The 12442-nt window shown below is 62.9% G+C and carries 14 protein-coding genes and 1 pseudogene; 2 read left to right on the forward strand and 13 right to left on the reverse strand.

All coding sequences use genetic code 11. The features are described from left to right. Genes phnK through phnG form a run of 5 tightly spaced genes read right to left on the reverse strand, consistent with a single transcriptional unit; the run spans position 1 to position 3841 of the window. Positions 1–777 carry a phosphonate C-P lyase system protein PhnK gene (phnK, locus tag PMI11_RS04705; RefSeq protein WP_007813937.1) on the reverse strand — a complete coding sequence of 259 codons (777 nt, stop codon included), beginning with the start codon at positions 775–777 and terminating at the stop codon, positions 1–3. Next, the gene (locus tag PMI11_RS04710; protein WP_007813939.1) at positions 774–1649 is read right to left on the reverse strand and encodes an alpha-D-ribose 1-methylphosphonate 5-phosphate C-P-lyase PhnJ; all 876 of its coding nucleotides are present in this window, start codon (positions 1647–1649) and stop codon (positions 774–776) included. The genes phnK and PMI11_RS04710 overlap by 4 nt, the downstream gene beginning before the upstream one ends. Next, positions 1646–2752: a carbon-phosphorus lyase complex subunit PhnI gene (locus PMI11_RS04715; RefSeq protein ID WP_007813941.1), complete on the reverse strand. Its 1107-nt coding sequence runs from the start codon at positions 2750–2752 to the stop codon at positions 1646–1648. Before PMI11_RS04715 ends, PMI11_RS04710 begins: the two co-directional genes overlap by 4 nt. Positions 2753–2756: 4 nt before the next feature. Then, positions 2757–3365: a phosphonate C-P lyase system protein PhnH gene (phnH, locus tag PMI11_RS04720; protein WP_007813942.1), complete on the reverse strand. Its 609-nt coding sequence runs from the start codon at positions 3363–3365 to the stop codon at positions 2757–2759. After that, positions 3365–3841: a phosphonate C-P lyase system protein PhnG gene (gene phnG / locus PMI11_RS04725; RefSeq protein ID WP_007813944.1), complete on the reverse strand. Its 477-nt coding sequence runs from the start codon at positions 3839–3841 to the stop codon at positions 3365–3367. The genes phnH and phnG overlap by 1 nt, the downstream gene beginning before the upstream one ends. A 151-nt stretch (positions 3842–3992) precedes the next feature. Here phnG and phnF point away from each other — a divergent pair, with 151 nt between their 5' ends. Next, complete coding sequence (phnF, locus tag PMI11_RS04730; protein WP_007813947.1) at positions 3993–4730, forward strand: phosphonate metabolism transcriptional regulator PhnF; 738 nt, start codon at positions 3993–3995, stop codon at positions 4728–4730. 411 nt (positions 4731–5141) lie between these two features. Here the strand turns inward: phnF and PMI11_RS04735 are convergent, their stop codons facing one another. The 8 genes from PMI11_RS04735 to mepA form a co-directional block, all read right to left on the reverse strand. Beyond that, positions 5142–5552 (reverse strand): DUF2442 domain-containing protein, encoded by a 411-nt coding sequence (locus PMI11_RS04735; RefSeq protein ID WP_007813949.1) that lies wholly within the window; start codon positions 5550–5552, stop codon positions 5142–5144. Further along, positions 5545–5772, reverse strand: coding sequence for a DUF4160 domain-containing protein (locus PMI11_RS04740; protein WP_007813951.1), 228 nt, complete (start codon positions 5770–5772; stop codon positions 5545–5547). The genes PMI11_RS04735 and PMI11_RS04740 overlap by 8 nt, the downstream gene beginning before the upstream one ends. 188 nt (positions 5773–5960) lie before the next feature. After that, positions 5961–6596: a 2,3-bisphosphoglycerate-dependent phosphoglycerate mutase gene (locus PMI11_RS04745; RefSeq protein ID WP_007813953.1), complete on the reverse strand. Its 636-nt coding sequence runs from the start codon at positions 6594–6596 to the stop codon at positions 5961–5963. 22 nt (positions 6597–6618) lie between these two features. Further along, positions 6619–7443: a 4-hydroxy-tetrahydrodipicolinate reductase gene (gene dapB / locus PMI11_RS04750; RefSeq protein WP_007813955.1), complete on the reverse strand. Its 825-nt coding sequence runs from the start codon at positions 7441–7443 to the stop codon at positions 6619–6621. Positions 7444–7461: 18 nt separating this feature from the next. After that, complete coding sequence (locus PMI11_RS04755; protein WP_037070695.1) at positions 7462–9249, reverse strand: ABC transporter ATP-binding protein; 1788 nt, start codon at positions 9247–9249, stop codon at positions 7462–7464. Positions 9250–9401: 152 nt separating this feature from the next. Then, positions 9402–10418, reverse strand: a complete 1017-nt coding sequence (locus PMI11_RS04760; RefSeq protein ID WP_007813959.1) for a glucokinase — start codon at positions 10416–10418, stop codon at positions 9402–9404. A gap of 29 nt (positions 10419–10447) precedes the next feature. Next, positions 10448–10828: a methylglyoxal synthase gene (locus PMI11_RS04765; RefSeq protein ID WP_007813961.1), complete on the reverse strand. Its 381-nt coding sequence runs from the start codon at positions 10826–10828 to the stop codon at positions 10448–10450. 95 nt (positions 10829–10923) lie between these two features. After that, entirely contained in the window at positions 10924–11988 is a 1065-nt protein-coding gene (mepA, locus tag PMI11_RS04770; protein WP_007813964.1) for a penicillin-insensitive murein endopeptidase, read from the reverse strand. Between the two features lie 298 nt (positions 11989–12286). On the opposite strand from mepA, the pseudogene PMI11_RS37230 reads away from it, so the two are divergent. Beyond that, positions 12287–12442 (forward strand): annotated as a pseudogene (locus PMI11_RS37230) (ISL3 family transposase); the annotation flags it as partial.

Here is a 12442-nt window from a genome sequence, read left to right on the forward strand (position 1 = left end):
TTAAACCTGCAGGATCGAGGAAACGAGGAGCTGGGTGTAGGGTTCGCGCGGGTCATCGAGCACACGGTCGGTCAGGCCCTGCTCGATGACGAAGCCGTCCTTCATCACCATCATGCGATGGGAGAGAAGGCGGGCGACGGCGAGGTCGTGCGTGACGATGATGGCCGACAGGCCGAGATCGTTGACGAGGCCGCGCACCAGATCGAGCAGACGTGCCTGTACTGATACGTCGAGACCGCCGGTCGGCTCGTCCATGAAGACGAGGCGCGGGCCGGTCACGAGGTTGCGGGCGATCTGCAGGCGCTGGCGCATGCCGCCGGAGAAGGCGCGCGGCTGGTCGTCGATGCGGTCGGCGTCGATTTCGACACGCTCCAGCCAGTCGATGGCGGTGGAGCGGATCTTGCCGTAGTGGCGATCGCCGATCGCCATCAGGCGTTCGCCGACATTTGCCCCGGCAGACACCGTCATGCGCAGCCCGTCAGCCGGGTTCTGATGCACGAAGCCCCAGTCGGTGCGCATCAGGAAGCGGCGCTCGGCCTCGTTCATGTGGTAGAGGTCACGGTAGCTGCCGTCGCGCATGTGGTACTCGACACTGCCGGTCGTCGGCATCAGCCGGGTGGAGATGCAGTTGAGCAACGTCGTCTTGCCCGAGCCGGATTCGCCGACGATGGCGAGCACTTCACCGGGCCAGAGCTCGAAGGAGACGTTCCGGCAGCCAATGCGGTTGCCGTAGAACTTCGAGAGGTCGTTGACTTTCAGAAGTGGTATCTCGGTCATTCTGCAGCCTCCCGGGCCAGCATTTCGCCGGCATGTCCGTGCGCGCGGCGGTCTTCGCAATGGTCGGTATCGGAGCAGACGAACATGCGCCCGCCCTTGTCGTCGAGGATCACCTCGTCGAGATAGACCTCCTCGGCGCCACACAGCGCGCAGGGTTTGCCGAAGCGCTGGATCTCGAAGGGATGATCTTCGAAGTCCAGGCTGACGACGTCGGTATAGGGCGGCACGGCATAGATGCGCTTTTCGCGCCCGGCGCCGAAAAGCTGCAGCGCTTCCGACCTGTGCATCTTCGGATTATCGAATTTCGGCGTCGGCGAGGGATCCATGACATAGCGGCCATGAACCTTGACCGGATAGGCATAGGTCGTGGCGATACGGCCGTTGCGGGCGATATCCTCGTAGAGCTTCACATGCATGAGGCCGTATTCTTCCAGCGCATGCATCTTGCGTGTCTCCGTCTCGCGCGGTTCGAGGAAGCGCAGCGGTTCCGGGATCGGCACCTGATAGACGAGCACCTGGCCTTCTGCGAGCTTGTCCTCAGGGATACGGTGACGCGTCTGGATGATCGTCGCCTCCTTGGTGTGCGTCGTGACGGCGACATTGGCGACCTTCTGGAAGAAGGCGCGGATGGAGACGGCATTCGTCGTGTCGTCGGCGCCCTGGTCGATGACCTTGAGAACGTCGTCAGGCCCGATGATCGAGGCTGTCACCTGCACGCCGCCGGTGCCCCAGCCGTAGGGCATCGGCATTTCTCTTGATGCAAAGGGTACCTGATAGCCGGGAATGGCGATTGCCTTCAGGATGGCGCGGCGGATCATGCGCTTGGTCTGTTCGTCGAGATAAGCGAAATTGTAGGTGGCGAGATCACTCATTCGGCGGCCTCCTTTTGGGTCTCGCCGCTGTTGCGGGCGGCTTCGAATTCGCGGCGCATGCGGCGGACGAGGTCGAGTTCGGCCTGGAAGTCCACGTAGTGCGGAAGCTTCAGGTGCTCGACGAAGCCGGTCGCCTGCACATTGTCGGAATGGGAAATGACGAATTCCTCGTCCTGCGCCGGCGCGGTGATGTCCTCGCCAAGCTCTTCGGCGCGCAGCGCACGATCGACGAGCGACATGGCCATCGCCTTGCGCTCGCTCTGGCCGAAGACCAGGCCGTAACCGCGGGTAAACTGCGGCGGCGCCTTGGCCGAACCCTTGAACTGGTTGACCATCTGGCATTCGGTCAGCTGGATCGGGCCGAGCGAGACGGCAAAGCCGAGTTCGGCCACATCGAATTCCACCTCGACCTCGCCGATGCGGATCTCGCCGGTGAACGGGTGGTTGCGGCCATAGCCGCGCTGCGTGGAATAGCCGAGCGCCAGAAGGAAGCCCTCGTCGCCGCGCGCCAGCGCCTGCAGGCGAAGATCCCTGGTCATCGGAAATTCCATCGGCTCGCGCGTCAGGTCGCCCGTCTCGTGATCCTCGGGCAGTTCGCCGTCGTTTTCGATCAGGCCCTCCGGGCCGAGGATTTCGGAGACGCGCATGACGCGGCCGGTTTCAGCCTCGCGCTGCGCGGGTTCTTCCACGGCCTCATCCGAGAGCAGGCTCGGGTCGAGCAGGCGGTGCGTATAGTCGAAGGTCGGGCCGAGCAGCTGGCCGCCCGGGAGATCCTTGTAGGTGGCGGAGATGCGGCGCTCGATCTGCATATTGGCGGTATCGAGCGGCCTGGAATAGCCGAAGCGCGGCAGCGTCGTGCGGTAGGCGCGCAGCAGGAAGATCGCCTCGATCATGTCGCCGCGCGACTGGCGCACGGCAAGTGCGGCAAGCGTGCGGTCGTAAAGCGAAGCTTCGGCCATGACGCGGTCGACGGCGAGAGCGAGCTGTTCGATGATCTGCTCGATGCCGATGGCGGGCACGGAGCGGTCGCCGCGCCGGCGGTCGGCGAGCAGGCGGTGGGCATTGGCGATGGCGGCCTCGCCACCCTTGACGGCAACATACATGAGCTCAGATCTCCGTTGCTGTGATCTTGGTGGTGCGCGGCAGGCAGAGGAAACGCTTGCCTGCCGTCAGCACGATGTCGACGCCGCGCGGGAAGAGCGCGCGGTTTTCCGTCCAGAGGCGCAGGAAGGTTTCCGGCAGGCCGACAGGCGCGATCTCGGTCACGCTCTGGATGCCCGGCCCCATCAGCGCGAGGCGGCGCCCTCCTTCGAGATCGGCAAGCTCGATCACCACCGTTGTGGAGCGATCGGGATATTCCTGCGTCCCTGCGGCAAACAGGCCGAAGGTGGAGATCATCGTGCCGGCCTCGACGAAGGCGAAGCGCGCCTCGGCCTTCTCGGCCGTCAGCGGGGCGCTGGTGTGGAAGCCCAGCCATTCCGGGATCGCCGATTTGGCAAGCCCGGCCGAAAGCCAGACGGGCGTGTCGTGGTCGCAGAGCGTCAGGCCGATCGCGCCGGCGGCAATGCCGAGCGGTGCGGGCGCCGTCACTTCGGCCGCCACCGTCTGGATGGTGCCGGGCCGGGCCATGCCGTCCATCAGCATCTTGAACACGCTTTGGGCCTCGAATACCGGCTCGGCAAAGCCGCCGGTCAGAACATCGGTCTTGGCGCTCATCAGTTGTCTCCCCGCACCATGGTGAAGAAATCGACGCGGGTCGCGGCCGTCTCCTCGGCCTTGCGACCGGCCTCGGCGGTTATGCGGCTTGATATCGGCGACAGCAGCCTGTCCTCGACGAAGCCCTTGGTGGCTTCCTCCTGCCAGAGCGCATCGAAGATCGCCGAAAGCCGTGCCTTCTCGCGGTCGGTTCCGAGCGCCTGCGCATGGCCGACTGAGCCGGAGGCAAGGCGCACCGTCGCACGCGTCACCGTGACCTCGCCGAGATTGAAGGGCGCCCCGCCGCCACCGATGCGGCCGCGAACCATGACAAGGCCCGTTTCCGGGCCGCGCACCGGCTGTGCCGCCGGCTTTTCGGCAAGCGCATCCCACGCCGCCAGCAATTCCTGTGTCTCAGCGCGCGCCAGCAGATCGACGGTGCGTTTGCGTCCGTTGCCTGCCTGCGCCGCAGCGTCTGTCTTCTCTGCTGCCGTCATCGTTTTTCCTCGAAATGTCTATTGATATAGACAACTATACAAGCTATACCTATCCCTAAATCGGCGAGGTGACAAGCGTGTGACACGACACGTCCAAAATTGGCCGGGTCCGAAGATCAATTGCGTCGAAAGTGATCAGGGAAGGGGTGCAATGGCAGGCATAAAGCAGGTGCAGCGGCAGACGGGCGTGGCGCTGTGGCGGCAGATCGCCGACCGGATCCGCGAGGCGATCAGCAGCGGTGCCTATGACGAAACGGGCATGGTGCCGCCGGAAACCGCGCTGGCACTGCAGTTCGGCGTCAACAGGCATACGGTTCGTAGCGCCCTTGCCGCATTGGCGCAGGAAGGCATCGTGCGTGCAGTGCAGGGCCGCGGCACACTGATCGAGCGCAAGGAGCGCCTGAATTTTCCGATCAGCCGCCGCACCCGCTTTACCGATGGTCTAGGCGACCAGGCACGCGAGACGCACTCGCTCCTGCTGGACCATGCGCAAGAGCCGGCCAATGCCGAGGTGGCCCGCTGGCTCCGCATCGAACAGGGTACGCCGGTCATCCGGCTGGAAACGGTGCGGGATGCGGACAGGCGGCCAGTCGCACGCGGAACGAGCTGGTTTCCGGCAGCGCGCTTTCCCGGCCTCGTCGAGATCTATCGCCAGACCGAGTCCATCACCAAGGCTTTCGCCGCACTTGGCCTTTCGGACTATGTGCGCGCCACGACCGAGATCACCGCCGCCCACGCCGATTCCGGCGACCTCGCCGATCTGGAACTGACGCCCGGCGCCGTGCTCCTGATCACCAAGGCGATGAACACCGATCTGGACGGCGTGCCGGTGCAATATTCGATCAGCCGCTTTGCCGCCGATCGCGTCCAGTTCACCATCGAGAACTGAAAACGAAAAAGGCCGGGCGCGAGCCCCAGCCACTTACCTAAATGTGGATTCGTTTGAATGATCGGTAGCAATGTCCGTTACAGCGTCGGTTGTCGGGGGTATTGCCGATGCCGGAGATTTTTGCTGAAGACCCAAAGCGGCTTCGACTTGCCCTGGCGGACTTGCACTTCGAATAGTTGCTAAGCGCGAAGAATTGGGGATCGGGCCTGCTTTCGGCCGTGAAGTGCGATGACAACTACGCGCAAATTGCGGGCGTGTCCTTGCCCACAGTAGATGACCGGGTTAGGCCGGAGGCGCACCTTTCATCCGCGCCGGAGTCTTATCCCGGCAGCTAACGGTTTGGCGACTGGGTGTGGCAACGTGGTCGAGCGCTCGTGACGGCCGGGCTTTGGACCAGCCATCTGCAAGCGCCTAGCCGTTCTTCCGGGGGCGTCCGCCCTTGGCACCGTTGGCACGGCTTGCCTCTACCTTGGCCGTTGAACGGGACTGACCACCTCGGCGCTGCGCATCCATGAACTTCGCAGTGCCGAATATGCCGTTCATCAACCCGGAAATGGTAAAATCCACGTCCAGGCTTTCCCAATGCAGGCCGGTCCCGCCGAGAAGCTCGACCTCAGCCAACTGCGCAACGGTTGCATTCTCCAGGCCCTGTATCGATCGGGCAGGCACCATGAACGCAGCGCCGTTGGTAAAATCCACGACGATGCGGCCGGATGCCTCATCGAAACGGGCTGATGCCGGGATGGGCGCGCGGACGCGTTCCGCCTCCCCCTTCACGGTAGCTTCTCGGTAGTGACGATCTTCAAAGACAACTTCACCCATGGATGTTCTCCCATTTTTCGATGAACAGGCGCTTGTTCGCCTGAACAATGGCAAGGGCTACGCTCAAATCCCGCTTCTTCATTCCCCGGTTTGATATCACGGTGAGATCGAGGATATTGATGCGGGCTTCCCCATCTCCATAGACATGGGTGTGCGCCGGTTCGTGGTCATCCGTGTAAATGACAAATCGCATTCCTGCTTCGCGGAGAACGGTGACCATGCTCCAAAATAACCTAACAACTTGGGTTTTTCAAGAGCCGTAAGGCGCTCGACTGCCAGCTTTCGAACGCGAAAATGGCACCGACGAAACTTTGCGGTGATGTGGAACCGCCCCACAAATCGATTCCGCATTTGAGTAAGTGGCTGGGGCGCGAGCCCGGCCTCAAACCTATCGGCGTCTGTTTGCGATCAATGCGCGCCAGACATGTCGCCGAGCACTTCCTTGGAAGCGACGGTGGAATCTGCCTTCAGCTTGTAGACCATGGGCACGCCCGTCGCGAGGTTGAGCGACAGAACCTGCTCGCGGGTGAGGCGGTCGAGAACCATGACGAGCGAACGCAGCGAATTGCCATGCGCGGCGACCAGCACCTTTTCGCCGCGCAGGACGCGCGGAAGGATTTCCGTCAGGTAATAAGGCCAGACGCGGGCGCCGGTGTCGCGCAGGCTTTCGCCGCCCGGAGGCGGAACGTCATAGGAGCGGCGCCAGACATGCACCTGCTCCTCGCCCCACTTGGCACGGGCATCGTCCTTGTTGAGGCCGGAAAGATCGCCGTAGTCGCGCTCGTTGAGTGCCTGGTCGCGGATCGTCTCGAGATCAGGCTGACCGACCTTGTCGAGGACAAGCTTCAGCGTGTGCTGCGCGCGCACCAGTGCGGAGGTGAAGGCGATATCGAACTTGATGCCGTAGTCGGCAAGCGCCTGGCCGCCGGTCGTGGCTTCCTGGATGCCGAGCTCGGTCAGATCAGGGTCCTTCCAGCCGGTGAAGAGATTCTTGAGATTCCAGTCGCTCTGGCCGTGGCGAACGAGGACGAGGGTACCGCTCATGAAAAATGCCTCCTACAAATGATCAATGGGAAGAAAGCCCGAGAACGTCGAGCATGGAATAGTGCCCCGGTTTCTTGTCGCGCGCCCAAAGGGCTGCCTTGATGGCGCCGCGCGCGAAAATCGAACGGTCGGTTGCGCTATGCGAAAGCGTGACGGTCTCGCCTTCGCCGGCAAAGAGCACGGAATGCTCGCCGATGACCGAGCCGCCGCGCAGCGTCGCAAAGCCGATCGTGCCGGCTTCCCGCGGCCCGGTATGGCCGTCGCGCACACGCACGGATTTCGCGGCAAGATCGATATTGCGGCCCCTTGCGGCTGCCTCGCCGAGCAGCAATGCGGTTCCGGAGGGCGCGTCGACCTTGCGCTTGTGGTGCATTTCAAGAATTTCGATATCCCAGTCGGCGGGATCGAGCGCCTGAGCCGCCTGCTGCACGAAAACGCTGAGCAGATTGACCCCGAGGCTCATATTGCCCGACTGGACGATGCGGGCATGGCGCGATGCGGCTGCAATCTTTGCATTGTGCTCATCGGAGCAGCCGGTCGTGCCGACGACATGAACGATGCGCGCCTGCGCCGCCAGTCCGGCAAATTCCACTGACGTGGCGGGCGACGTGAAGTCCAGTACGCCCTCGGCATGCAGGAACGCTGCCAGGGGATCGTCGCCGATGATGACACCATTGGCGCCGAGACCGGCGACTTCACCAGCATCCTTGCCGACGAAGGGCGAGCCCGGCCGCGCAACCGCCGCATGCAGTGTCACCCCGTCGATGGAATGGATGAGCCGGATGAGCGTCTGCCCCATGCGCCCCGCTGCTCCGACCACAACCAGTTTCATCGCAGTGTCGCTCATGTCAGTCCGTCATCCCGGTCAGTATAAATCAGAAGCCGAAGGCCTCTGCAGATTGTTGAGGCGAGCGTAAAGTCCGTCGCTGACCTTCGCAAGCGTCTCGTGATTGCCTTCTTCGACGACGCGGCCCTGCTGCATCACGATGATCTTGTCGGCGCGCACCACGGTCGAGAGACGGTGGGCGATGACGACGACCGTGCGGCCGGTCATGGCTTCGTCGAGCGCCTTCTGCACGGCTGCTTCCGATTCGGTATCGAGCGCCGAGGTCGCCTCGTCGAGCAGCAGGATCGGTGCGTTGCGCACGAGCGCGCGGGCAATCGACAGCCGCTGGCGCTGGCCGCCGGAGAGCGTCACGCCGTTTTCGCCGACGGGCGTATCGTAGCCCTGCGGCTGTGCGACGATGAAGTCATGCGCATAGGCAAGCCGCGCCGCCTTCTCGATATCCTCGTCGGTGGCTTCCGGACGGCCGTAACGGATATTGTCGCGGATCGTGCCTTCGAAGAGGTAAGGCTGCTGCGAGACATAGGCGAGCTGCTGGCGCAGCGACCGCTTGGTGATATGGGCGATATCCTGTCCGTCGATCAGGATCTCGCCTGCCTTCGGATCGTAGAAGCGCGGAATGAGGCTGATGACGGTGGATTTACCGGCGCCCGAAGGACCGACGAGCGCCGTCGTCTTGCCGCCCTCGGCCGTCAGCGTCACGCCGTCAAGCACGCTTTCATTGCCATAGGCAAAGGAAACGTTGCGGAACTCGATCTTCGCTTCGGTGACGACAAGCGGCTTGGCATCCGGCAGGTCGCGCTGGCGCGGTTCCATGTCGAGCAACTCGTAGATCATCCGGGCGTTGACGATGGCGCGCTCCATCTGCACCTGCAGGCGGGCAAGGCGCCGGGCCGGATCGTAAGCGAGCAGCAATGCGGTAACGAAGGAAAAGAAGGCGCCGGGCGGCACGCCCTGATAGATCGAGCGATAGGCGGCATAGGCAAGGACGCTGGCGACCGCAAAGCCGGCGAAGCTTTCCGTCAGCGGCGAGGTGCGTTCGGAAAGCCGCGCGATGCGGTTTGCCCGGCCTTCGGCAGCGCCGATCAGCTTGTTGACCTTGTTTTCCAGCGCCTCTTCCATCGTGAAGGCCTTCACGATGGAAATGCCCTGGATCGTCTCCTGCATGGCGCCGAGAACATGGCTGTTGAGATCGACCGCTTCGCGGGTGGCCGAACGCAGCCGCTTGGAAACGTAGCGTAGCGCATAGAGCAGCGGCGGCGCCAGAATGAACACGGCAAGGCTCAGCAGCGGATCCTGAACGACCATGACGCCGATCAGCGAGACGAAGGTAAGGAGGTCACGCACGGTCGACGTTATCGTGAGGTTCAATACGTCGCGGATACCGGTAACGTTCTGGCTCACCTGAGCCGCGATATGGGCGGAGCGAGACTCGTTGAAGTAGCCGACGGAGAGCGTCATCAGGTGCGAATATATCCGTCGCTGATAGCGCGCGACGATATCGTTGCCGATCCTCGAAAGGGCAACGCCCTGCCCGTAGCTCGCAAAACCGCGCAGCATGAAAGCGATGAAGATCGAAAGACAGATGATCCAGACGACGTCCGCGCGGCGGTTGGCGAAGGCTTCGTCAATGATCGCCCGCATGATCCAGGCCGTGAACGCCGTCGAAAGCGCTATGATGACAAGGCAGGAGATTGCGAAGACATAACCCCAGAGATGGTCCCGGCCGTTTTCCGCAATGATGCGTTTCAGGATGCCCGTCACGGTATCGCTGTTGACGTGTGGCTTTCTGCTGTCGGCGGCTTCCAAAAATAGGCTTCCTGTCTCAGGGCCGCATGCCGCAGGCGCGGCACGCATATGCGCGGGCTCTATAAAGAGTTGAGGGGGCTTTGGCTAGAGCGCCCTGCGTCCCATCGGGGCGCACGAAGGGCGCTCTAACGCCTTGAAACCATGCTTCAGGCTCAGGCCCGCCAGCGCCGTCCATCCGTCGAAAGGCCGAAATTTGCCGGCATGCGCGCATAGGAGGAAAGCCCGGCAAGAGCAGCCAGCGGATGCGTCACGACATAGGTCGGGATCGTGCGTAGCAGGGCCGAATGCGGCGCCTTGTCTTCGAATGCGGCTCGGAATTCCGGCTTTTTGAGTGCCGGAAGGATCTTCTGAGAGATGCCGCCCGAGAGATAGACGCCGCCGCGGGCCATGAACACCAGCGCCATGTCGCCCGCCACGCGGCCGAGATAGGTGGCAAACAGCGAAACGGTTTCGACGGCGACCTTGTCGCTGCCGACGAGCGCATGCGACGTGATGTCCGCCGGGTCGCTCATGGTCGGCGTGGCACCGTCGGCCGCGCAGATGGCGCGGTAAAGGTTGACGATGCCGCGGCCGCAGAGGATCTGCTCGGCCGAAATGCGGCCCTCGATGGTCTCGACATGCGGGAAGATTTCATAGTCGCGTTTGCTGCGCGGCCCGAGGTCGACATGCCCGCCTTCGCCCGGAACCGGAATCCACGTCGACTGGGTATGGACCAGACCACCGACGCCGAGGCCGGTGCCGGGTCCGAGAACGACGCGGGACGCAACCATATCGCCTGCAGCATCGCCGATGCGCTCGCGATTGTCGTCGGAAAGTGCCGCGATCGCCAGCGCCTGCGCTTCAAAGTCGTTGACGACGAGCACGTCGACGAGGCCGAGGCCCTCGATCATCCGCTTCGGCCGTACCACCCAGGGGCAGTTGGTCAGCGGGATTTCATCGGCCTTGATCGGGCCGGCAACGGCAAGGATCGCGGCGCGCGGCTGTACGGAGGTCTTGTCGAGCACACCCTTCTGGATCGCCTCGTCGATCGTCTCGTAATCGGCGGTGCGCACATTGGGAAACTGCTTCGGCTCCACATAGGCATCCGTCAGGATGGAGAAGCGGGCATTCGTGCCACCGATGTCGCCGATCAGGATCGGAAAGGGCAAGGGAGTAGAGGATGCAGTCATGGCCGGTTCCGTGCTGTAGGCCCGAGGGATCAGGCGTTAAGGGTAGGGAGAAGCTTTTCGGCTGTCGACTCGTTCAATGCCATCGGAATGTCGTAGACGATCGCAAGCCGCATCAGCGCCTTGACGTCGACATCATGCGGCATCGGCGTCAGCGGGTCCACGAAGAAGATCAGCGCGCTGACCTCGCCGGTGGAAATCAGTGCGCCGATCTGCTGGTCGCCGCCGAGCGGGCCGCTTTTCAGCCTGGTCACGTGAAGGTCGGGAACCGCGTCGAGCACCCGCCCGCCGGTCGTGCCGGTGGCGACGATTTTCCATTGGGCGAGGTGGTCTCTGTTACGGCGGGCAAACTCCGCCATCTCGTCCTTCTTCTGGTCATGCGCAATCAATGCAAGGCATTTGCCGCCGGCCATGAACGGGTTCTCCACGCGCGTAATTCAATCGATTTGACCGCTTCTACACCAGGCGTTTGTGATTTGAAAGACAGCCGCCCGCCCGCCCGTTCAGCCTATTGCACGACCGGCTTGTCGTTCGGAACCGGGCCGACGGAAGGAAGCGCGCCGCCGGTATCGACAGGTGGTGCAGCCGCCGGGGCTGCCGTCAGTGCACTCGCCGCGGAAGGGCCGCCATAGGTCCCTGCTTCCGTAGAGGCGATGGACGGGGCATCGACAACGGCAGAGCAGGCCTTCGGCAGGTCGGAGACCATGACCTCACGCGGCGGCTTCGGCGGCTTTGCACTCGGCTTCGGCGCCGCCCACGGCTCCTTGGTGAACCACCAGGCAAGCGACTTGTCGCAGCCGTCGCCGGCAGCCACCGGTGCCTGCCCTGTACAGCCCGTGGCGCCCGGCGGGCATTTGATACGGATATGGAAATGCGAATCGTGCCCGTATTCCGGCCTGAGCTTGCCGAGATTGGTGCGATCGCCGGTCCAGGTGTCGCACATCTTCTTCTTGATTGCCGGGTTGACGAAAATGCGCTCGACCTGCGGATAGCTTGCCGCCAGCATCAGGAGTGCCGCCCGCTGATCGCTCCACACTTTCGGGTCGACGGTCAGAAATTTGTCTTTCTGCAACATGGTGGTGAAGGGCAGGTCTTCCCGCTCTTCGTAGCTCAAGCGCTGCGCGGGCATGGGCGTCAGCCAGACATCGGCATCGAGGCCGATCTGGTGCGAGGCGTGACCGTTGGCCATCGGCCCGCCGCGCGGCTGGGCGATATCGCCGACGAGGATACCGGGCCAGCCAATCTTGGCACGCGCATCCTGCGAGAATTTTTCCAGAAGCGAGATCATCGCCGGATTGCCCCAGCGCCGGTTGCGCGAAAGGCGCATCGCCTGCCAGGTCGGCCCATCAGCCGGCAGTGCCTCCGCGCCGGTCATGCACCCCTTGGCGTAGAAACCGATCGGCTGCGCCGGCCCCTGCGTCGGCAATTTCTCCGCACCGAAAATGGCCTTGGCGCTGCCGGGGCTCGGCGTCTTCTGCTGTGCGCCGACATCGCCTGCGATAAGGCTTGCGCCCATTGCCCCGGCAAAGGCCAATTTGCCGAGTGTCCTGAAAGTCTGGGCCTTGAAAGCCATGCCGTTCCCTTGCCGCATTTACCGGAGCATCGGCCCGAAAATCGAAATCGATTTTCGGAAAGCCTGATGCGTCGATCAAAAATATTAGAGCGTCCTTTGTGCGTCCGGATGGACGCACGGCGCTCTAAGGTGATTTGCGATCGAATCTATCGTGAAAAGCAATTTTGGTGAATCGATGTTTTGGCAAGCTGACCAGGAAAGGCTCTAACACAGAGTAGTTTTCAAGCTCTTGAGCGGACTCGAACCAGCGATCCTGAAAAAACAAGTCGCAGCTCCCACGAAATCAATGAGTTGAGGCGACATCGACGCCGTCAGCAACGCCATCGAGCTGCCCTGGAGGGACGGACAGGCCGAAGGCCAGATCAACCGCCTCAAGACCCTCAAGCGCGCAATCTATGGTCGGGCGGGTCCCGAACTGCCGAGGGCACGAATGCTACCACCGCTCCACACAAAG

It is taken from the genome of Rhizobium sp. CF142 (assembly GCF_000281145.1).
GTDB lineage: Bacteria > Pseudomonadota > Alphaproteobacteria > Rhizobiales > Rhizobiaceae > Rhizobium.

Bases quoted from the DNA above. Each gene is read 5' to 3' on its own strand.
- phnK (WP_007813937.1), bottom strand. From the start codon at position 777: ATGACCGAGATACCACTTCTGAAAGTCAACGACCTCTCGAAGTTCTAC.
- PMI11_RS04710 (WP_007813939.1), bottom strand. From the start codon at position 1,649: ATGAGTGATCTCGCCACCTACAATTTCGCTTATCTCGACGAACAGACC.
- PMI11_RS04715 (WP_007813941.1), bottom strand. From the start codon at position 2,752: ATGTATGTTGCCGTCAAGGGTGGCGAGGCCGCCATCGCCAATGCCCAC.
- phnH (WP_007813942.1), bottom strand. From the start codon at position 3,365: ATGAGCGCCAAGACCGATGTTCTGACCGGCGGCTTTGCCGAGCCGGTA.
- phnG (WP_007813944.1), bottom strand. From the start codon at position 3,841: ATGACGGCAGCAGAGAAGACAGACGCTGCGGCGCAGGCAGGCAACGGA.
- phnF (WP_007813947.1), top strand. From the start codon at position 3,993: ATGGCAGGCATAAAGCAGGTGCAGCGGCAGACGGGCGTGGCGCTGTGG.
- PMI11_RS04735 (WP_007813949.1), bottom strand. From the start codon at position 5,552: ATGGGTGAAGTTGTCTTTGAAGATCGTCACTACCGAGAAGCTACCGTG.
- PMI11_RS04740 (WP_007813951.1), bottom strand. From the start codon at position 5,772: ATGGTCACCGTTCTCCGCGAAGCAGGAATGCGATTTGTCATTTACACG.
- PMI11_RS04745 (WP_007813953.1), bottom strand. From the start codon at position 6,596: ATGAGCGGTACCCTCGTCCTCGTTCGCCACGGCCAGAGCGACTGGAAT.
- dapB (WP_007813955.1), bottom strand. From the start codon at position 7,443: ATGAGCGACACTGCGATGAAACTGGTTGTGGTCGGAGCAGCGGGGCGC.
- PMI11_RS04760 (WP_007813959.1), bottom strand. From the start codon at position 10,418: ATGACTGCATCCTCTACTCCCTTGCCCTTTCCGATCCTGATCGGCGAC.
- PMI11_RS04765 (WP_007813961.1), bottom strand. From the start codon at position 10,828: ATGGCCGGCGGCAAATGCCTTGCATTGATTGCGCATGACCAGAAGAAG.
- mepA (WP_007813964.1), bottom strand. From the start codon at position 11,988: ATGGCTTTCAAGGCCCAGACTTTCAGGACACTCGGCAAATTGGCCTTT.